The sequence below is a fragment of the Chromohalobacter sarecensis genome, from assembly GCF_023061135.1.
GTDB lineage: Bacteria > Pseudomonadota > Gammaproteobacteria > Pseudomonadales > Halomonadaceae > Chromohalobacter > Chromohalobacter sarecensis.
This window is the reverse complement of record NZ_JAKGAN010000002.1, coordinates 20,244-40,142: the sequence shown is the minus strand read 5'-3', so window position 1 is coordinate 40,142 and position 19,899 is coordinate 20,244. Positions and strand designations below refer to the sequence as shown.

Genomic DNA, 19,899 nt, shown 5'->3' with positions numbered 1-19,899 from the left:
TGCGCCGCCCGGAGCCGACACACGGCTCATGACAACACGATGACCTTCAGGCAAAGGCGCCTGGCATCCGATTTCCCCATCGGGTGTCAGGCGCCTTTGCGTTTCTGCTGCACCTTTTTAGAGGGTGTTTACAAAGAGGAAAGGGGCAATGAGCGCAAACGACGAACATCTGGTGATCGTCGGCAACGGCATGGCCGGGCATCGCTTGCTCGAGCGTGTGCTGGCGCATCCCCATCGGCCGCGTCACATCACCATCCTCGGCGACGAACCGGAGACGGCTTATAACCGCATCCTGCTCTCGCCGTGGCTGGCCGGCGAGATGGAGCGTGAGGCGCTGACGCTGCGCGAACGCGACTGGTACACGACGCACGACGTGACCCTGATCGCCGGCGAACGCGTCACCGCCATCGACCGCCAGGCGCGCACCCTGACCACCGACCGGCAACGCCGCCTCGGCTATGACCGACTGGTGCTGGCCACCGGTTCGCAGGCCGCGCGCCCCGGCGTGCCGGGCGACGACCTCGACGGCATCCACACCTTTCGCGATCTGCGCGACGGCGAGCGGCTGGCGCGCCTGGCCGATAGCGGCGGTCACGCCGTGGTGCTCGGTGGTGGCCTGCTGGGACTGGAAGCCGCTGAAGGGCTGCGCAAGCGCGGCATGACGGTGAGTGTATTGCATCGCAGCCCGCACCTGATGAACCGCCAGCTCGATGCCACCGCCGCCGGTATGCTCGCCGACGAACTTCGCTCGCGCGGGCTCGATGTCATCACCGGCGCCCGGCTCGCCCATTACGAAGCAGGTGGCGATGGCCGCCATGTGACCGGCGTAACGCTCGAAGACGGCACCACGCTGGCGGCCGATGGCGTGGTCGAGGCCATCGGCATCGTCCCGCATATCGCCCTCGCCGAGACCCTGGGCCTCGCCACCGGGCGCGGCATCCAGGTCGACGCCTATCTGAGCACCCATGATCCGCGCATCTCGGCGCTGGGTGAATGCTGCGAATTCGAGGGCACCACCTACGGCCTGATCGAGCCCATCTGGCGCCAGGCCGAGGTACTCGCCGCACGGCTATGCGGTGACACGCCCGAGCCCTACCGCGAACAGCCCTGCGCCACCAAGCTCAAGGTCAGCGGGATCTCGCTGTACGCCTTCGGCCCCATCACGCCCGCGCCCGAGCACGACGTACTCACCTACCACGACCCGCAGCACGGCGACTACCGCCGACTGCTGCTGCGCGATAGCCGTCTGGAAGGCGCCGTGCTCTACGGCGATACCGCCGCCGGCCCCTGGTACTTCCAGCAATCTCTCGCCCAGCGCGACCTGAGCGCCTGCCGCCAGGCGCTGCTGTTCGGCGAGCACGACGCACAACCGCTACTCGGGGAGGTCGCCTAGTGCTGACATTTTTCATGCGGCCCGAGGGCTGGCCGGCGCGAAGGTCATTCGTCATGGATGACGAATGTAGCGCCCAGGGAAGGGTTTACAGCGCCTTCGCAATGGCCCTGCCCCGGGCCGTCACGTTTCATCGCCGACATTGGGACAGGAGTTCTTATCCATGAGCAAACAACAACTGGTTATCATCGGCAACGGCATGGTCGGCCACCACCTGATCGAGCAACTCGTCGCGCTCGGCGCCCATCGTCAATACGCCATCACCGTGTTCGGCGAGGAACGCCATCTGGCCTACGACCGCGTACACCTTTCCGAATACTTCAGCGGCCGCGACGCCGACTCGCTGGCGCTCTCAAATGCCGACTACTACGCCGAGCACGGCATCGAACTGCGACTTCACGAGGCCGTGACCGTCATCGACCGCAACGCCGCCGAGGTGGTAACCGATCACAACCGATACCCCTATGACCGGCTGGTACTGGCGACCGGCTCCTATCCCTTCGTGCCGCCGATTCCCGGCAACGAGCGTGAGAAGTGTCTGGTCTACCGCACCCTGGACGATCTCGACGCGATCCGCGACGCCGCCGCCGATGCCAATACCGGCGTAGTGGTGGGCGGGGGCTTGCTGGGGCTGGAAGCCGCCAACGCACTGCGTGGCCTGGACCTGGATACGGCCGTGGTCGAATTCGCGCCGCGCCTGATGCCCATGCAGGTCGATGTCGAGGGCGGTGCGCTGCTGCGCGAGAAGATCGAAGCACTGGGCGTTCAAGTGCTCACCGGCCGCGCCACACAGCGCATCGAAGACGGCGAGACGAGCTTTCACCGCATGGTCTTCCAGGACGACAAGGTGCTGGAAACCGATCTCATCGTATTCTCCGCCGGCATCCGTCCCCGCGATCAACTGGCGCGTGACTGCGCCCTGGAGATCGGCGAGCGCGGTGGCATCGTCATCGACGATCACTGCCTGACCAGCGACCCGGCGATCCTCGCCGTCGGCGAAGTCGCCCTGTGGCAGGAAAGCATCTTCGGACTGGTCGCGCCGGGCTATCAGATGGCCAAGGCCGCCGCCGCCACGCTGACCGAAGGCGACGTGACCTTTAGCGGTGCGGACATGAGCACCAAGCTCAAGCTGCTGGGCGTGGATGTCGGCGCCATCGGCGATGCCCATGGCGAACGCACGCCCGGCGCACGCACCTTCCGCTACCTCGACGAGATCAAGCAGGAATACCGCAAGCTGGTGGTGTCCAGCGACGCCAAGAAACTCCTCGGCGCCATGCTGGTCGGCGACAACGCCAGCTACGATACCCTGATGCAGTACTACGCCAACGGCCTCGAGCTCCCCGAAGACCCGGCCTCGCTGATCCTGCCCTCCAGTGACGGCGCCCCCACCCTGGGGCCGGACGCACTGCCCGAGACGGCCACGATCTGCTCGTGCCACAACGTCACCAAGGGCGATATCTGCACCACGCTCGACGCCGGCGCCCTGGATCTAGCCAGCGTCAAGGGCGAGACCAAGGCCAGCACCGGCTGCGGCGGCTGCGCGGCGCTGCTCAAGAGCGTCGTCGATCATGAGCTGGAAGCGCGCGGCGTGGAAGTCGACCAATCACTGTGCGAGCACTTCGCGCACACCCGCCAGGAGCTCTATTCCATTGTCCGCGTGGAAGGCATCAAGACCTTCAGCGAACTGATCGAGAAGCACGGCACGTCATCCGGTCATGGTTTGGATTCTTCATCAGCCCCGAAGCTTGGCTCTTCATCAGCCCCGGGGCTCGGCTGCGATATCTGCAAACCCGCCGTAGCCTCGATACTCGCCGCCTGCTTCAACGAGCCGATTACCGATGCCGCCCACGTGCCGTTGCAGGACACCAACGACACCTTCATGGCCAACATGCAGAAGAACGGCACCTACTCGGTCGTGCCGCGCATCCCCGGCGGCGAGGTTACCCCCGAGAAGCTGATCGTACTCGGCGAAGTCGGCAAGAAGTACGGGCTCTACACCAAGATCACCGGCGGCCAGCGCGTCGACCTGTTCGGCGCGCAACTGCATCAGCTCCCGGATATCTGGGGCGAGCTGATCGAGGCCGGCTTCGAGACCGGCCACGCCTACGGCAAGGCCACGCGCACGGTGAAATCCTGCGTGGGCAGCACCTGGTGCCGCTACGGCGTGCAGGACAGCGTGGGTATGGCGATCTATCTCGAGGAGCGCTACAAGGGGCTACGCTCGCCGCATAAGCTCAAGTTCGCCGTCTCGGGTTGCACCCGCGAATGTGCCGAGGCACAGAGCAAGGATGTCGGTGTGATCGCCACCGAAAACGGCTGGAACCTGTATGTCTGCGGCAACGGCGGCATGCGCCCGCGCCACGGCGAACTCTTCGCCACCGACCTCGACGACACGCAACTAATCCGCACCATCGACCGCTTCTTGATGTTCTACATCCGCACCGCCGACCGCCTGCAGCGTACCTCGGTGTGGCGCGAGAACCTGGAAGGAGGGCTCGACTATCTCAAGAACGTGGTGCTCGACGATAGCCTCGGCCTCGGTGACGAACTCGAAGCCCAGATGCAGCACGTCATCGACACCTACGAATGCGAATGGGCGAACACCCTGTCCGACCCGGAAAAACTCAAGCGCTTCCGCACCTTCGTCAATGACGACAGTCCCGACCCGGACATTATCGTGACCGAGGAGCGCGGCCAGCTCAGGCCTGCCTGAACGGCCGAGTCGCAGCAACCCTGGAATTGTCACAGGTACAGGACAGAATTTTGTGGGAGGGAACTTGTTCCCGATGATGGCGACTCCAAGGCCAACTACATCGCGAATGAATTCGTTCCCACAAAACCCAACTCCAAGCCGGGGAGAGATGCGCCCGGCCTTGGCTGTAGACCGATACTGACCTTGTGGGAGGGACTTCAGTCCCGATGGATTCAGGCCGTTTATCGCGAATGAATTCGCTCCCACAAAACCCAGCTCCAGGCCGTTGAGAGGAAATTGATTACCGATCGAGAAGTTCTGCAGGGCCATGAGTGTGAACGAAACAAACATAGCGACTTAATGAGGTGACAACCATGAACACTGCAACAGCCCTCAAGAGCGAAGTGACCTGGCAGACGCTGTGCTCAAGGGCCGATCTGGTGGCCAGCTCCGGCGTCGCCGCCTGGCTGGCCAGCGCCGACACGCAAGTCGCGCTCCTGTATCTCCCCGGCCAGACGCCCGAGGTCTACGCCGTGGACAACCACGATCCGTTTTCCAACGCCAACGTTATCGCACGCGGTATCGTCGGCGATATAAAAGGCGAACCGGTGATCGCCTCGCCGATCTACAAACAGCACTTTCGCCTCGCCGATGGCGTCTGCGTCGAGGATGAAAACGTTCGCCTGCGTACCTGGGAGGTTAAGATCGAAGGCGATGACGTCATGATCAGGGCATGATGAAGGGCATTGACCTAGACACTTTTCGGGCGATGCCTACTCAGCAATGTCACCGTATACGCAGCGCCCCGCGACGAAGGTACGCTGGGGGCGCAGGGCGCGATCGAGCAAGGTGATATCGGCGTCGAAGCCCAGCGCCAGGCGCCCTTTGTGGGCATGCAGGCCCAGCACGCGAGCAACGTTGGCCGTCAGCAGGCCCAGCGCCGATTCGAGGGGCAATACCTCGTCATGCACGAGGCGCTGCCAATCCGCGATCAGCGCCGTATTGCGCGCCACCTGCATGCCCACATAGGCACCATCGGCATCGAATTCCGGCAGGCTGCCATTGCAGTCCGAACTCAGCGTGATCCGCGCTGCGGGCACGCCGTGCTCGAGCAGCCGAATCACCGCCGCGTAAGCGGAAAGCCCATCGCCGGCGTCCTCGAAGGCGGTGACATCCACGCTCGCGCCGAACGTCAGTGCGTAATCCGCCGCCTCCTTGAGCAGCTCAGGGCGGCGATTCACATGGGTCGGAATGATCTGATCGGGCGGAATCTCGGTGTCTTCAAGCAAGCGACGCAAGGGCGCCAAGCCGCGCTTGCCATCGCCGAGATGGAAATGACAGATGCCCCGTTTGCCGGCCAGCATGGCGCCGACCCGCGCCTCGCTCACCAGCCGCTCGAGTTCATCCTGGCGCGGCTGACTCGAACGGTGATCCGAGATGGCGATTTCTCCCACCCCGATGACCTCGGGGATCCATGCCAGATCGCGCTGAATGTCGCCGGTGAGCGTTGGTGGCGGCACGCGATACGCGCCCGTGTACATGTAGGCCGCTAACCCCTCGGCCGCGAGGCCACGCACCGCAGCCAGCAAATCGGCCGGCGAGCGGCTGATGCCGTCGGTGCCCAACACCCCGACGACCGTGCCGATACCCATCGAGGCGATATCATGGGCGCTGATCGGCGGGCAGCGCGTACCGCAACCGCCCTCGCCCCCGCCACCAGTGACATGCACATGCTGGTCGATGAAGGCGGGTACGGCGATCAGGTGACGCGCGTCCACTTCACGGACGGGCCAGCCCTGGGGAATATCGAGCCCCTGTCCCAGCGCGACGATTTTCCCGCCGGCCATGAGGATATCCGTCACCTCGCAGCGTTCGGGGGCAAACGCTTCACCGACACGCAGCAGGGTCATCGTCTCAAGAGGGCGTGTCTTATCAGAGTTCATGGACGGGCTCCTTCGACGCCATTCGGCGCAGACGGCTCGAAACGCCGTCCGCGCAAACGCTCGGTGACGGCATCGACATCATCCACCAACAACACCAGCAGATCGCCCTCTGTGGCCTCGTCGAGCGCCCGGTCCACCGCGTCGAGTTCTTGCATGACGGTCTCGACCCGGCAGGCGCCGGGCACCGACGCCGCGCCCGCACGCAGCAAGTCAACGGTTTCGCCCTCAGGGCGCCCACGCGGGATGGTATCGCAGAGAAAGACGATGTCATGCATGTTGGCAAGTTGAACGCCCAACTCGAACAAGTCCTCGTCGCGTCGATTGCCCGGGGCACTGGCCACGCCGATGCGACGCTGCGCCGGGATGCGGCTCACCAGCTCGCTCAAGGCCTCGAGTGCCGGCACGTTGTGGCCATAGTCGATCAGCACCTTCACGCCCCCGGCATCGATCAGGTTGGTGCGCCCGGGGTTCTGCCCCGGCGTCGGGTGGAAGGTCTCCAACCCCCGCTGGATATCGGCAATCCCCAGGCCCAGGGCATGGGCCGCCGCACTCGCCGCCAAGGCATTGGCGATATTGAAGCGCGCGAACCCATCAAAGGTGATCGGCGCGTTGGCCACGGGAAGCACCTCGGCCACTACCTGGCCTTGCAGCATCACGATATGGCCGTGATGCACCGTGAAGGCGACGCCGTGATCGCGTACATGTTCGCGCACAATCGGCGAGTCGGGGTCCAGCGTGAAGAAGACGACCTCGCCACGCGCCCATTCGCCACTCGCCAGCACACGCGGGTCGTCGGCGTTGAGTACCGCCGTCCCCGACTCGCCGACCGCATCGATCACCACGCTCTTGCAGCGCGCCAGTTCGTCCAGGGTATGAATGTCGCTTTCGCCCAGATGATCGCTGGCAATATTCAGCAATACACCGACCTGACATTCATCGAACCCCAAGCCTCGGCGCATGATGCCGCCGCGCGCGACCTCGAGCACGGCGTACTCGACGGTAGGCTCACGCAGAACGGTTGCGGCGGCCTGTGGGCCGCTGTAGTCGCCACGCATGATGACGTGATTGTCGATCTCGATGGCCCCCGTGCACGCCGTGCCGACACTGCGTCCTGCCTGACGCAATAGATGCGAGATCAAACGCACCGTAGTCGTCTTGCCGTTGGTGCCGGTGACCGCCACGATGGGAATGCGGCCGTTATCCTCGCTATCCGGAAACAGCATATCGACCACGTGCTGGCCGACATCGCGGCCGGTGCCGTGGGTCGGGGAAAGATGCATGCGAAAGCCCGGCCCGGCGTTGACCTCGACCACTGCCGCCGACTGCTCTTCCAGCGGGCGCGTCAGCGTCTCGGCGAGCAGATCGATGCCAATGATATCGAGTCCCACCAGGCGGGCGATGCGCTCCGCCGTGTAGATCACATCGGGATGCACGTCCTCGGTAACATCCGTCGCTGTGCCGCCGGTACTCAGATTCGCGGTGGGCTTGAGATAGACGATCTCGTCGCTTGAGATGACGCTGTCCAGCGTCAGATTCTGCTGCGCCAGCAAGCGCAGCGTCTGTGCGTCGACATCGATCTGCGTCAGCAGGTTTTCATGGCCGATGCCACGCCGCGGATCGCGATTCTCGTTGTCGATCAACGCCCGCAGCGTGTTTTTGCCATCGCCGACCACATGGGCCGGACGCCGCCTGGCCGCCGCCACGAGCTTGCCATCGATCACCAGCAGCCGGTGATCTTCTCCGCGGATATACTGCTCGATGATGACCGCATCGTTGTGACCGGACGCGACCGCAAAGGCGTTTTCCAAGGCCTGGTCATCCTCGATGTCCGTGCTGACACCGCGACCGTGGTTGCCGATCAACGGCTTGACGACGACTGGGTAGCCGATTTCATGCGCCGTTTCCAGCGCCTCATCGCGTGAATGACATACGTGCCCGCGCGGCACGGGAATACCCGCCTCGCCGAGAATCCGCTTGGTCCAATGCTTGTCATGGGCGATGCCATGGCCGATCAGGTTCGTGCGACAGGTTACCGTCGCCTGAAAGCGTTGCTGACGATGTCCATGCCCTAATTGTACGTAACTGGTGTCTTCATCCAGGCGCACATAGGGAATTCCCCGGCGCTGCGCGGCCGCCACGATCGAAGCGGTCGACGGCCCTAGCATGTGGGCGTCGCGTATGTCCTTGAGGCGGGCGATGATCGGCGCGATATCGACCTCATCGTCCGCGAACAGTCGGGTGACGATCTCCACCGCCTCGACCCCGGCCGCCAGTCCACATGCCTCGTCGCGGTAGCGATAAACGACGTTATAGATCCCCGTCTCGTAGGAATCGACCGTCTTGCCATATCCCACCGAGAAGCCGATCAGGTTCTGCAACTCGATCGCCACATGCTCGACGACATGGCCAGCCCAAGTACCACGCTCGAGACGCTCCAGAAAGCCGCCAGGCCGCCCCACCGAGCAGCGGTGCTCCGACAGGGTCGGCAAAAGCCGCGAGGTACGCTCGACGATGCCGGGCACGGTGTCGCTTGGCTGCGCCTCGAGTTCTTCGATATCCAGGCGCATGAAAATCGCCGGATAACGACTGTAATAGTTCGGTCCGCGCAGCGCGCGGTGTTCGAGAATCTTCATGTATTGCGCCTCCCTGCCAATACTGTTTGGAGCTCCTCCGCCACCAGATAACGCCGCGCATCGACATCGTAGCCATGACCACTGACCAGAGCGTGCAGCACCATGTTCTCGATGGCGACCGGCTCGCCCATCTCGAGTTCCGCGATATTCGAACTTGCCAGATCGCGGCTATCGATGATGATGACGTGTCCCGGCCCGATGGTTTCGAGCACCCGGTTGGGGTAGATGATGACGGCAGCGTCCTCGCCGAGGCCGATGCCCAGTTGCTCGGGATTGCTGGCGCCGACTTCCATGAGGCGGGTGAAGCGCCCGCGTTCGAGGAAATGGCTGTCGATGATCATGCCGCGCACGAAGCCGAGCCCGAAGGTCATGTTCACCGCGCCTTTGCGCAAGGCATCCGCCGCCGCGCCGTTGTAGATCATGGTGCTGGGCATCGCCGCCGCACCCGCGCTGGTGCCTGCCACCACGGCGCCCGCCCGCAAACGTTCGCGGATGGCACGCAATGTGGCGGAGCCTCCCAGCACATTGGTCAGACGCAACTGGTCGCCCCCGGTGAAGAAGATCACCCCGCTGCGCTGGATCAAACGGACATTGTCGGCATCGGCGGCTTGCTGGCGATCCTGAATATCCAGCGCGTGGACCTGACTCGCACCCAACCGCTTGAAGGCGGCTTCATAGCTGGGCAGAAGCTGCTCGGGGATACTGCTCGCGGTGGCGATGACAGCCACTTCGTTGCTGTCATCAGGTGCCAGCTCGAAGACACGCTTGAGAATGGCGAGCTCAGAGGTCTTGTCCTCGGCACCGCCAATGGCCACGATGTGACCGCATACGGTAGGGGGTCGTGATGTCATGCTCCTCCCGCCGCCTAGCGACGCTTTTAAGGAAATGCTGAATCATTACCTCTTCCATGAGCAATGTCGTATCGCGTGACAATCGAACCCGATTCTTCACTTATAACAGCCCTTCAGCCTCCCCGCTAGATTAATGACAACCCCCCGAAGCGGACTGCTCTTTTCCCGTCGCACGGTGAGATTTCTGCTTTCCCAACTATTGTGACTACACGACAGCGATAATCCGCTATTCTTCAACCATCGGCATTTCCCCCCGCCTGCCCCTTGCGGTCAGGCCTACCAGCGGTATGAACCATTGAGCCTCGGCGGCAAGGAAGACAACAGCCGAGTCTGCGCCAGGAGGCGATCATGAGCGATCGGAACGTGTTCGTTGTCGGGTTGGATGCACTCAACAGGAAACGCCTGGAACATCTGCGGGGTGCCGAGCACTATCGGTTCCATGGCGTTATCGAGCCTTCGGAAGTCTATGACACGGAAATTTTCCCCATCGAAGACATGCTGTCCCGGGCCGAAGCGCAACTGAACGACTTTCATGAACCGATCGACGCCATCGTCGGCTACATGGACTTTCCCGTGTCGACCATGCTGCCCCTGCTCTGCGAGCGTTTTGGCACGCGCTCTACCAGTTTGGAAAGCCTTCTCAAATGCGAGCACAAGTATTGGAGCCGATGCGTTCAACGCGAGGTCATTGCCGACTATATTCCGCGATTCACAGCGTTCGATCCCTTCGATCCTGAGGCACTGCATAAAATAGGCGAAGAAGGCCTTTATTTTCCCTTCTTCGTCAAGCCGATCAAGTCATCGGGTTCACGACTGGGATTCCGCATCGAAAGCCCTGAAGACTTCGAGCATGCCATCTCACGGCTATGTGAAGACATCGGGACGATTTCAGAGCCTTTCAATTTCGTCCTGGATCACGCCAAACTACCCGATGAAGTGCGCGCCATCGATGGTGGCTATTGCATGGCGGAAGAGATCATCGGTGGCTGGCAATGCACGGTGGAAGGGTATGTCTTCCAAGGCGATGTTGTTCCCTACGGCATCGTCGACTCGATTCGCTATCCTCAGGTTCTAAGCTTTTTCCATTACCGATATCCGTCGCGCCTTCCCGATCATATTCAGGAAAAAATGCGGGAACTCACTCGCCAGATAATGAAGCATATTGGCTACGATAATGCCGCCTTCAACATCGAGTATTTCTGGGACGAGGTACAGGATCGTATCTGGCTTCTGGAGATCAATACCCGCGTCGCCCAGTCGCATTGCGATCTTTTCGAGAAAGTCGATGGGGTCAGTCACCAGCAGATAACGGTGGATCTGGCGTTGGGCCAATTGCCCGATATGCCCTATCGCCAAGGGACGTTCAAGGTGGCGTCGAAATTCTTCTATCGGGTGTTTTTCGTCGATGCCACCGTTACCCGCGTCCCCACGGAAGATGAAATAGAGACCTTGGAGAAAGCGTTTCCCGGCACCGTGATCACGCTACAAGTCGAGGCAGGCATGCGCCTTTCCTCGCTGCCCGAGCAGGATAGCTACAGCTTCGCGCTGGCCTATATATGGATGGGCGCGGACGACGATACTGCGCTGGAAGAAAATTATGCACGGCTCGCCGAACAGCTACATTTCGAGTTCGAGGACATCATCGGCTGATGCCACGTCATCGTCATCCCCATCGAGCGCACCATGACCTCTCGTTCAAAGGAGTAGCGTATGCACATCGTCCACCACTTTCCCCGCCAGATTCACGAGGAGGAGGACTGGATCACGCTGGCCGATGGTTGCCGACTGGCCGTGCGTATCTGGCGCCCGGTGGATGCCGAACGCGAGCCCGTGCCGGCGATACTCGAGTACTTGCCTTACCGCAAGCGCGACCTGACGGCGATGCGCGATGCCCAGTCCCACGCTTACTGGGCCGGCCACGGTTACGCCGGCATCCGCGTCGACATTCGCGGCAGTGGTGAATCGGATGGTGTGCTGCGTGATGAATACCTGCAGCAGGAACTCGACGATGGCGTCGAAATCCTGAAGTGGCTGGGGCAACAAACGTGGTGTACCGGGGATGTCGGCATGATCGGCATTTCCTGGGGCGGCTTCAACGGCCTGCAGATCGCGGCGTTGCAGCCCCCCGAGCTCAAGGCAGTCATCACTCTGTGCTCCACGGATGATCGCTACGCCGACGATGTCCACCATATGGGGGGCTGTCTGCTCGGCGACAACCTGTCGTGGGCCTCGACCATGTTCGATGCCAATGCCTGTCCTCCCGATCCAATGCTTGTCGGCGAGCGTTGGCGCGAGATGTGGCAGGAACGCCTCGAAGGAAGCGGCCTGTGGCTGGCCAAATGGCTTCAGCATCAACGTCGTGACGCCTATTGGAAGCATGGCTCGGTGTGCGAGGACTTCTCGCGCATCCGCTGTCCCGTCTACGCCGTCAGCGGCTGGGCCGATGGCTACTGCAACGCCGTGTTTCGCTTGCTGGCGGGACTCGACGTGCCGCGCAAGGGGTTGGTGGGCCCCTGGGCGCACAAGTATCCCCACCTTGGCGTACCGGGCCCCGCCATCGGTTTTCTGCAGGAATCGCTACGCTGGTGGGATCAGTGGCTGAAGGGCAAGGACACGGGAATCATGGACGAGCCGATGCTGCGCGTGTGGATGCAGGAATCGGTGCCGCCCTCGGCGCGCTACGAGACACGCCCCGGGCGCTGGGTATCGGAGCCCAGTTGGCCGTCACCGCGCATCGACATGCAGCCCTTCCGCCTGACCAGCGGTCACGACCTGCTGCCGATGACGGCGGCAGCCACTCTACCCGAGGACCACGACGAGACGCCGCTGACGATACGTTCACCGCTATCGGTGGGGCTTTTCGCCGGCAAGTGGTGCTCCTACAACGCGCCGCCGGATCTGCCTCACGATCAACGCGACGAAGACGGCGGCGCGCTAGTCTTCCAGACGGCGCGACTCGAGCAAGACATCGAGATCTGTGGGCAGCCCGTGGTCGAACTCGAGATCGAGGCCGACCAACCGGTGGCCATGGTCGCCATACGCCTCAGCGACATCGCCGAAGACGACAAGGCCACGCGAATTTCCTATGGCCTGCTCAACCTTACCCACCGTGACAGCGACGAACACCCTCAGCCACTGGAACCGGGCAAGCGTTATCATGTGCGCGTGCCGCTCAAGCATATCGCCCAGCAGTTCCCCGCAGGCAACGCCATTCGGCTGTCGATATCGAGCAGTTACTGGCCGCTGGCCTGGCCCGCGCCAGTCCCGGTCAAGCTGACGATTCATCCCGCCGGCTGCCAGTTGCTATTGCCGTGTCGCGCTCCCCAACCCCAAGAAGAAGCCGCGCTGCCCGAATTTGCACCGCCCGAGGCCGCACCGCCACTCCCCAGAACCTTGATCCAACCCAGCCAGGAAACATGGCGGGTGATCCGCGATCTGGCCAATGACCAGACCACGCTCGAAGTCATCAACGACGAGGGCACCTTCCGCCTTGATGACATCGACCTGGAACTCTCGGTGCGCATCACCGAACGCTACACCTACGCCTACGGCAACTACGACAGCATCAGCGGGTGGACGCAGTGGGAGCGTAGCTTCCGGCGGGGCGACTGGATGGTCCACAGCGTGACCCGTACCTTGATGACCTCCACCGCCGAGAGCTTTCGCTTGCGTGCTACGCTGGATGCCTACGAAGACGACAGCCGCGTCTTCTCCAAGAGTTGGGATGAGGAGATTCCGCGCGACCTCGTTTAGAGGGTGTTTACAAAAGGGCTGCACTCGACAATACAGCGTTGAAATCGGCCTCAAAATACTCATTTACGTCGTGTAAACTCCGTTTTTTCGCCCAATTTCGCCTTGTCTTGCCTTCGCTCGCCTGTTTTGTAAACACCCTCTTAGGGAAACACTGCATAAATGCCTGCGCCGTCCGGGGTGGCGCGATACATCACGCGCCACTCCACCGACTAATTCTTACCTACTAATTCCTACCTACCATGCAGTACAGTGCATATTGACCCGATCTCGAGGAGGAGCGATATGACCCAACGTATTCTGTTTACCGGCGGTAGCGGCAAGGCGGGCCGACATGTCGTGTCCTATCTGCTGGAGCGCGGTCACCGGGTCGTCAACGTCGATCTGACGCCGCTGGACCATCCCGACGTCGATAACATCATCGCCGATATCACCGACAGCGGTCAGATGTTCAACGCGTTGAGCAGCTATGCCGCCTTGGACGAACTGGAGCCGGGCACCGGCGTCCCGCACTTCGATGCCGTGGTGCATTTCGCTGCGATCCCGCGCATTCTCATCAAGCCGGATAACGAGACATTTCGCGTCAACACGCTGGGCACCTATAACGTCATCGAAGCCGCCGTAAAGCTCGGCATTCGCAAGATCGTTTTTGCCTCGTCCGAGACCACCTATGGCATCTGTTTTGCGGACGGTGTCGTTCAGCCGCAGGTGCTACCGGTGGACGAGGAGCATCCGACCGAACCGATGGATAGCTACGGCATGTCCAAAGTCGTCAACGAGCGCACCGCAAAAGCCTTCCAGAAGCGCTCGGGGGTCGACATCTACGGCTTGCGGATCGGCAACGTCATCGAGCCCCACGAATACACCGCGAACTTCCCCGCTTACTTCGCCGACCCATCACTGCGGCGGCGCAATATTTTCTGCTACATCGACGCGCGCGATCTCGGCCAGATCGTCGATCGTTGCCTAACCACCGACGGCCTGGGCTATCAGATCTTCAACGCCGGCAACGACGATAATTCCGTCAATCTGACCACCCGGGAGATCATCGAACGCTTCTATCCCGAAGTACCCGTGACCCGCGAATTAGGCGAACACGAGGCGCTGTACTCGAATCGCAAGATCCGCGACGTACTCGGTTTCCGTGAAGAACATGCGTGGCGGCATTATGTCGCCGACCCGCGAAACAAATAGCATCGGTTGAGCATTAGATTCTGTACGAGAACTACCAGCGTCTCAAAAATTGCAATTTTTGGTCGCTCGGCCATGCTTGAGTCATGCAACACACAAAGGAGAATGCCCGACACCCCACCTCGACCGGACTGTTTAGCAGGCGACGCTGCCAGGGTGAGTCGGACGCCACAGGGGCGCAACATCATCCTGTCAGGGTCGGAGAAGCCGTTAACCAAGGAGTGCTTCCCCCGATGGTGAGACTCGACAAGAAAGCGACCCGGCTCTACGTACTGGATACCAATGTCCTGATCCATGACCCCGCAGCCCTGTACCACTTCGAGGAACATGATGTCGTCATCCCCATGACGGTGCTGGAGGAGCTCGACAAGCACAAGAATGGGATTCGTGAAATCGCCCAGACCGCGCGGCAAATCAGCCGCACCCTGTCCGACCTGACCTCTCGCTTCACTCCCGAGCAAATTCAAGAGGGCATTCCGCTACCGGTGAGTCACGGCCCCAGCGGCCGCCTGCGTTTTCTGTGCTACACCGACCTCAAGACACTCGACCCGTTGGTCGATTCCCCCGATAACCGCCTGCTCGCCGAGACCTGCCTCCTGCGTGACGAGCGCCCCGATGCCTCGGTGATCCTGGTCACCAAGGACATCAACCTGCGCGTCAAGGCGGCGGCGCTGAACGTGCCGGTGGAGGATTACCTCAACGACCGCGCCTTCGACGACCTCGACGCCATGATCGAGGGCGCCAAGGTCTACGCCGAGGCCGGCGAGGAAGGACGCGGGCTGTGGGATCGGCTCAACGTCGAGGTCGATGTCGAGCGCACCGAAAAGGGCACCTTCTACCACCTCGCGGGCGAGCTACCCAAGGACTGGCACGTCGGTATGCTGGTCTCGGACAGCGACAACGGCGCCGGTTTCGAGGCCATCGTACGCTCGCTCGCGCCGCACCGCGCCACGCTGCAACTGCTGACCAACTACCGTCATCATGACGGCGTATGGGGCGTACACGCCCACGACAGCCGCCAGAATTTCACCCTCAACCTGCTGATGGACCCCGAGATCGACCTGGTCACCATCGCCGGCAACGCCGGGACCGGCAAGACCTACATGACCCTAGCGGCGGCCTTCCAACAAACCCTGGATAGCAAGCACTTCGAGCGTATCGTCTTCACCCGCGCGCCGATCCCCATGGGCGAGGATATCGGCTTCCTCCCCGGCACCGAGGAAGAAAAGATGTCGCCCTGGATGGGCGCCTTCCACGACAACATGGACAACCTGTTACGCGACGAACAACACGGCAGCTCGAGCTGGAACGACGGCGCCACCCGCCAGTTGATCGGCTCCCGCGTGCAGATCCGCTCGCCGAGCTTCATGCGCGGGCGCACCTTGAGCGATACTTTCCTGATCATCGACGAGGCACAGAATTTCACACCCAAGCAACTCAAGGCACTGATCACACGGGCGGGGCGCAATACCAAGCTGGTGCTGCTGGGCAATGTCGGGCAGATCGACACACCCTACCTCACCGCCAACACCTGCGGCATGGCCTACGCCGTGGAACGCTTCCGCGACTGGCCGCATGCCGGCCACGTGACGCTGAAAAGCGTCGAACGCTCACGCCTCGCCCTCGCCGCCGAGGAACTGCTCTGATAACGCTTCGCTAACGCAGCGCTCCTTTTATCCTTCGCCAAGCAAAGCGCCCCGACCAAAAGGCCGGGGCGCGCTCTTTGCCACTGACGTTACAACCAACGTTACAACCGTCTTGACGACTCACTTGACGGGCGTGGGAATACGCCACATCAGCGTGGGACTACTCTTCGGTAGAGGACGGCTTGCGGTTGTTGACCACATCCTCGATGAGCTGTTCATTCTCGCTGCGCGGCATCTCGTCGAGCATTTGCTTAGCGGTCTGATAATCGCAGATCTCAGTGTTGCACGAGCTGCAGAACACGATATCGTCAGGTTGTTGCGCCTGGGAGACCGTCACCTTGTGGCTGCCGCAATTCGGGCATCCCTTGGGCAAACGCAAATCGACGGAAAAATTTTCGTTCATCGCCTTTCCTCCATGATCCTGCAGTGGCGGAACGAGCGCCGCTTTGTGCCGCGACCCTCGCGATCCATATGTCTATCTATCCATGTGTCTATCCACAGTGTTTGGGGCCAGGGCCGAGAAATCAAGCGTTCGCCGCACGCCGAAAGACCACGCCCAGGTTGTTCGCCGGCAGTTCCTCGACGCGTTGCAACGCAAGACCGTTTAGCCGAGCCTCGGCCTCGACGTCTTCCAGCGCACGAATGCCCCAGGCGGGGTCGCGCTGGCGCAGGTCGGCATCGAAGGCCGCGTTACTCGCGGCGGTGTGTTCGCCATCGCGCATGAAGGGACCGTAGACGATAAGCACGCCATCTTCAGGCAAGCGCTGCCCTGCCTCGCGCAGCAACGCCTGGGTCGCCGCCCATGGCGAGATATGCAGCATGTTGATGCACAGCATGGCCGTGGGTTCACCGGCGTCATCGGGCCAGGGCTGCATCACATCCAGCGCCAGGGGTAAGCGCAGATTGGCAAGCGCCGCGTGACGCTGCCAGGCAGCGATGGAGCGCCGCGCACGTTCGTTCGGGTCGCTGGGCTGCCAAGTGAGCGCGGGAAGATGCTCGGCGAAATACACGCCATGCTCGCCGCTACCGCTGGCGATCTCCAATACGCGTCCCGAGGCGGGCAGCACCTCGCGCAGCAGCGCCAGAATAGGCGCGCGATTGCGCTTCGCGGCAGGCGTGGAAAGACGCACGCCGTCGCCGGGCTCGGGCGTTTCCATCGTCTGCATCACGCCTCCTGGGCACCGAGACGTGCGTTCAACCAGCGCCCGATGTCCTCGATCTGTTCGGGGCACAGCGCATGCTGCATGGGGTAAGTACGGTAATTCACCGCGTAGCCCAGCGCTTCCGCCCGTTCGGCACCCTCGTGGCCCAAGGTTTCGGGCACCACCGGGTCGAAGCTGCCGTGATGCACCTCGATAGGCAGTGCGCGATTGGCCTCGCTGAGCTGGATCGACTCGGCCGTGGCGAAATAGGTCGACAGCGCCAGCAGACCCGCCAGCGGCTGGGGATAGGTCAGTGCCGCGTGATAGGCCACCGCGCCGCCCTGCGAGAACCCGGCCACGATGATGCGGCGGCTGTCGATGCCCTTGGCGATCTCGGCGTCGATCAACGCATGCACCCTGTCCGCCGACGCCTTGAGCTGTGCCTCGTCGATGCGCCGGCCAAGATTCATGTCGAGGATGTCGTACCACGCCGGCATTTGCATACCGCCATTCACCGTCACCGCCAGACGCGGCGCATGCGGCAGGATAAAGCGCACCGCCAGATCATCCGCCAGTGGCAATGTCGGCACCAGCGGCTCGAAATCGTGGCCATCGGCGCCCAGCCCATGCAGCAGGATTACCGTGGCATCAGCGGCACGCTGGCGGGGTTCGATGATCAGTGGCGAAGAATCGGCCATCGGCTCGGCTCCTTGAAAGGCACTCGAAGATATAAAAGCTCAGGATGTGCAAAACGGCCCTGGCTGTCCATGTCAGTGGCAATGTTGACGGGATCTAGAACGGCCAGACCAGCGGAACCAACGCCAACGTCATTACGCCGACCAGCACGCTCAGCCCGCCGCCTACACGCAGATAATCGCCGAAGCGATATCCGCCGGGCCCATAGACCATCAAGTTGGTCTGATAGCCGATGGGGGTCAAAAAGCTCGCCGAGGCGGCGAACATCACCACGATCACGAAGGGCATGATATCCACGCCGAGTTGCTGCGCGGCGCCGGTCACGATGGGAAAGCTGATCACCGCCGCCGCATTGTTGGTGACGATCTCGGTCAACAACGCCACCACCAGATAGGTACCGATCAGCAACAGATACGGATTGCCATCGGCCAGCGCCAGGGCAACCTGGGCAAGCGCCGCAGCGGCGCCGGAGCTTTCCATCGCCGCCCCCAGGCCGAATGCGGCGGCGATGGTCAGCAACACCTGCGTATCCAGTCCCCGCCGCGCCGCGCTAATCGTGCAGCAACCGGTTATCAGCGCCAGAGCAGCGCCGAGCATCGCCGCCTTGAGCAGGCTCAACACGCCGAACGCCGCCAGGGCGACCACACCCAGCATGATCGACCACGCCACCCAGGCACGCTCGTGGTGCGGGCGCGCCTGTCCGTTGAGCTCGCTGATCAGCAGGAAATCCCGCGACTGGCGATGGCGCTCGATGAACGCCGGGCGCACCTCCATGAGCAGCACGTCCGCCGGCTGTAGCTGGATCTGCCCCAGATTGCCGGATACCCGCTCGCCATGGCGGCACACCGCCAGCACCGAGGCGCCATAGAAGGTACGAAAATGCCCCTCGCGCAGGCGTCGTCCCAGAAACTGGCATTGCTCGGAAACCACCGCCTCGACCAGACGCCGCTCGGCGAAGGATTTCTTGAGACTCGACGGGCCTTGCCCGGTAGGCCGCAGACCGCGTATCTGTTGCAGTTCCACCGCCGCGTCCGTGGTCCCGGCGAAGATCAGCCGGTCGTTGGGCTTGAGCCGCTCGCCGCGCCCCACCACCGAGACGACGTTACCTTCGCGCTCGATCTCGACCAGGAACAAGCCCTCGAGATGGCGCAGCCCCGCCTCCTCGACGCTCTTGTCGACGATGGGGCCTTGCGGGTCGACCTGCATCTCGATGGTGTACTCGCGCGGATTCTCGAATACATCCGCCGCCGTGCGCCGCTTGGGCAACAACCAGCGCCCTACCAGCATCAAGTACGCTAGCCCCGCCAGAGCCACCGGGACGCCTATCCAGGCAATATCGAACAGATGCAGAGCCTGGTCGGGATAACGCTCGCGCAGCAGTCCATCGACCACCAGATTGGTACTGGTACCAAGCAGCGAGCAGGTACCGCCCAGGATCGAGGCAAAGCTCAGCGGCATCAGCAAGCGATGCGCCGGCAAACGCAGCCGCCGGCTCCAGCTCAGCACCGCAGGCAGAAACGTCGCCACCACCGGGGTGTTGTTGAGAAAGGCACTTGTCGTCGCTACCGGGAGCAGCAGACGTGCCTGAGCCCCTAGCTCACGGCGCGGTCGCCCCAGTACATAGCGGATGAGCAGGTCGATGCCGCCCGTCTCGCGTATGCTGGCCACGAGAATGTACATGAAGGCCACGGTGAAAAGGCCAGTGTTGGAAAAGCCGGCCAGGGCCTCGTCGGCGTTGATGATGCCAGTGCCGAACAGCGCGATCACCGCGCCCATGAGAATCACGTCCGGGCCGAGGCGACTCGTCGCCATCAACAGAAAAGACGCGGCCACAATGGCCAACGTCAGCCAAGCATCGAACGGCATACCACCAGTGTCCTGACAAGAGATACGATGCCCGCATTGTGACGAACCACGAATATTCCCGGAAGTTATTTGTGGGAATGGTCTTAGACACTTTTTGAT

At 62.3% G+C, this 19,899-nt stretch carries 14 protein-coding genes; 7 read left to right on the top strand and 7 right to left on the bottom strand.

Annotated elements, in window-relative coordinates:
• Positions 1-148 precede the first annotated feature (148 nt).
• The 3 genes from L1071_RS03130 to nirD all read left to right on the top strand — a co-directional run bounded on the left by L1071_RS03130 (position 149) and on the right by nirD (position 4,819).
• On the top strand, positions 149-1,393 hold the full coding sequence (locus L1071_RS03130) for an NAD(P)/FAD-dependent oxidoreductase (protein WP_246968611.1): 1,245 nt from the start codon (positions 149-151) through the stop codon (positions 1,391-1,393).
• A gap of 160 nt (positions 1,394-1,553) precedes the next feature.
• The gene (gene nirB, locus L1071_RS03125) at positions 1,554-4,103 is read left to right on the top strand and encodes a nitrite reductase large subunit NirB (protein WP_246968608.1); all 2,550 of its coding nucleotides are present in this window, start codon (positions 1,554-1,556) and stop codon (positions 4,101-4,103) included.
• A 353-nt stretch (positions 4,104-4,456) separates the two neighbouring features.
• Positions 4,457-4,819, top strand: coding sequence for a nitrite reductase small subunit NirD (nirD, locus tag L1071_RS03120; protein WP_246968605.1), 363 nt, complete (start codon positions 4,457-4,459; stop codon positions 4,817-4,819).
• A gap of 36 nt (positions 4,820-4,855) precedes the next feature.
• Here the strand turns inward: nirD and iadA are convergent, their stop codons facing one another.
• Genes iadA through L1071_RS03105 form a run of 3 tightly spaced genes read right to left on the bottom strand, consistent with a single transcriptional unit; the run spans position 4,856 to position 9,509 of the window.
• Positions 4,856-6,025, bottom strand: coding sequence for a beta-aspartyl-peptidase (iadA, locus tag L1071_RS03115; protein WP_246968602.1), 1,170 nt, complete (start codon positions 6,023-6,025; stop codon positions 4,856-4,858).
• Positions 6,022-8,658 (bottom strand): cyanophycin synthetase, encoded by a 2,637-nt coding sequence (gene cphA, locus L1071_RS03110; protein WP_246968600.1) that lies wholly within the window; start codon positions 8,656-8,658, stop codon positions 6,022-6,024. The genes iadA and cphA overlap by 4 nt, the downstream gene beginning before the upstream one ends.
• Positions 8,655-9,509 (bottom strand): cyanophycinase, encoded by an 855-nt coding sequence (locus tag L1071_RS03105; RefSeq protein WP_246968597.1) that lies wholly within the window; start codon positions 9,507-9,509, stop codon positions 8,655-8,657. Before L1071_RS03105 ends, cphA begins: the two co-directional genes overlap by 4 nt.
• 348 nt (positions 9,510-9,857) lie before the next feature.
• On the opposite strand from L1071_RS03105, the gene L1071_RS03100 reads away from it, so the two are divergent.
• The 4 genes from L1071_RS03100 (at position 9,858) to L1071_RS03085 (ending at position 16,096) form a co-directional block, all read left to right on the top strand.
• Positions 9,858-11,159 carry an ATP-grasp domain-containing protein gene (locus tag L1071_RS03100; RefSeq protein ID WP_246968594.1) on the top strand — a complete coding sequence of 434 codons (1,302 nt, stop codon included), beginning with the start codon at positions 9,858-9,860 and terminating at the stop codon, positions 11,157-11,159.
• Positions 11,160-11,219: 60 nt separating this feature from the next.
• On the top strand, positions 11,220-13,262 hold the full coding sequence (locus L1071_RS03095; RefSeq protein WP_246968592.1) for a CocE/NonD family hydrolase: 2,043 nt from the start codon (positions 11,220-11,222) through the stop codon (positions 13,260-13,262).
• Positions 13,263-13,544: 282 nt separating this feature from the next.
• Positions 13,545-14,453, top strand: a complete 909-nt coding sequence (locus L1071_RS03090) for an NAD-dependent epimerase/dehydratase family protein (RefSeq protein WP_246968589.1) — start codon at positions 13,545-13,547, stop codon at positions 14,451-14,453.
• A 230-nt stretch (positions 14,454-14,683) separates the two neighbouring features.
• On the top strand, positions 14,684-16,096 hold the full coding sequence (locus L1071_RS03085) for a PhoH family protein (RefSeq protein ID WP_246968586.1): 1,413 nt from the start codon (positions 14,684-14,686) through the stop codon (positions 16,094-16,096).
• A gap of 160 nt (positions 16,097-16,256) precedes the next feature.
• On the opposite strand, the gene L1071_RS03080 is transcribed toward L1071_RS03085, so the two are convergent.
• The 4 genes from L1071_RS03080 to L1071_RS03065 form a co-directional block, all read right to left on the bottom strand.
• The gene (locus L1071_RS03080) at positions 16,257-16,499 is read right to left on the bottom strand and encodes a hypothetical protein (RefSeq protein ID WP_246896994.1); all 243 of its coding nucleotides are present in this window, start codon (positions 16,497-16,499) and stop codon (positions 16,257-16,259) included.
• A 121-nt stretch (positions 16,500-16,620) separates the two neighbouring features.
• The gene (locus L1071_RS03075; protein ID WP_246968583.1) at positions 16,621-17,262 is read right to left on the bottom strand and encodes a DUF938 domain-containing protein; all 642 of its coding nucleotides are present in this window, start codon (positions 17,260-17,262) and stop codon (positions 16,621-16,623) included.
• The gene (locus L1071_RS03070; RefSeq protein WP_246968580.1) at positions 17,262-17,936 is read right to left on the bottom strand and encodes an alpha/beta hydrolase; all 675 of its coding nucleotides are present in this window, start codon (positions 17,934-17,936) and stop codon (positions 17,262-17,264) included. The genes L1071_RS03075 and L1071_RS03070 overlap by 1 nt, the downstream gene beginning before the upstream one ends.
• A 94-nt stretch (positions 17,937-18,030) precedes the next feature.
• The gene (locus L1071_RS03065; RefSeq protein WP_246968578.1) at positions 18,031-19,800 is read right to left on the bottom strand and encodes an SLC13 family permease; all 1,770 of its coding nucleotides are present in this window, start codon (positions 19,798-19,800) and stop codon (positions 18,031-18,033) included.
• Positions 19,801-19,899 lie beyond the last annotated feature (99 nt).

Bases quoted from the DNA above. Each gene is read 5' to 3' on its own strand.
- cphA (WP_246968600.1), bottom strand. From the start codon at position 8,658: ATGAAGATTCTCGAACACCGCGCGCTGCGCGGACCGAACTATTACAGT.
- nirB (WP_246968608.1), top strand. From the start codon at position 1,554: ATGAGCAAACAACAACTGGTTATCATCGGCAACGGCATGGTCGGCCAC.
- nirD (WP_246968605.1), top strand. From the start codon at position 4,457: ATGAACACTGCAACAGCCCTCAAGAGCGAAGTGACCTGGCAGACGCTG.
- L1071_RS03075 (WP_246968583.1), bottom strand. From the start codon at position 17,262: ATGCAGACGATGGAAACGCCCGAGCCCGGCGACGGCGTGCGTCTTTCC.
- L1071_RS03070 (WP_246968580.1), bottom strand. From the start codon at position 17,936: ATGGCCGATTCTTCGCCACTGATCATCGAACCCCGCCAGCGTGCCGCT.
- L1071_RS03130 (WP_246968611.1), top strand. From the start codon at position 149: ATGAGCGCAAACGACGAACATCTGGTGATCGTCGGCAACGGCATGGCC.
- L1071_RS03065 (WP_246968578.1), bottom strand. From the start codon at position 19,800: ATGCCGTTCGATGCTTGGCTGACGTTGGCCATTGTGGCCGCGTCTTTT.
- iadA (WP_246968602.1), bottom strand. From the start codon at position 6,025: ATGAACTCTGATAAGACACGCCCTCTTGAGACGATGACCCTGCTGCGT.
- L1071_RS03095 (WP_246968592.1), top strand. From the start codon at position 11,220: ATGCACATCGTCCACCACTTTCCCCGCCAGATTCACGAGGAGGAGGAC.
- L1071_RS03105 (WP_246968597.1), bottom strand. From the start codon at position 9,509: ATGACATCACGACCCCCTACCGTATGCGGTCACATCGTGGCCATTGGC.
- L1071_RS03080 (WP_246896994.1), bottom strand. From the start codon at position 16,499: ATGAACGAAAATTTTTCCGTCGATTTGCGTTTGCCCAAGGGATGCCCG.
- L1071_RS03100 (WP_246968594.1), top strand. From the start codon at position 9,858: ATGAGCGATCGGAACGTGTTCGTTGTCGGGTTGGATGCACTCAACAGG.
- L1071_RS03090 (WP_246968589.1), top strand. From the start codon at position 13,545: ATGACCCAACGTATTCTGTTTACCGGCGGTAGCGGCAAGGCGGGCCGA.
- L1071_RS03085 (WP_246968586.1), top strand. From the start codon at position 14,684: ATGGTGAGACTCGACAAGAAAGCGACCCGGCTCTACGTACTGGATACC.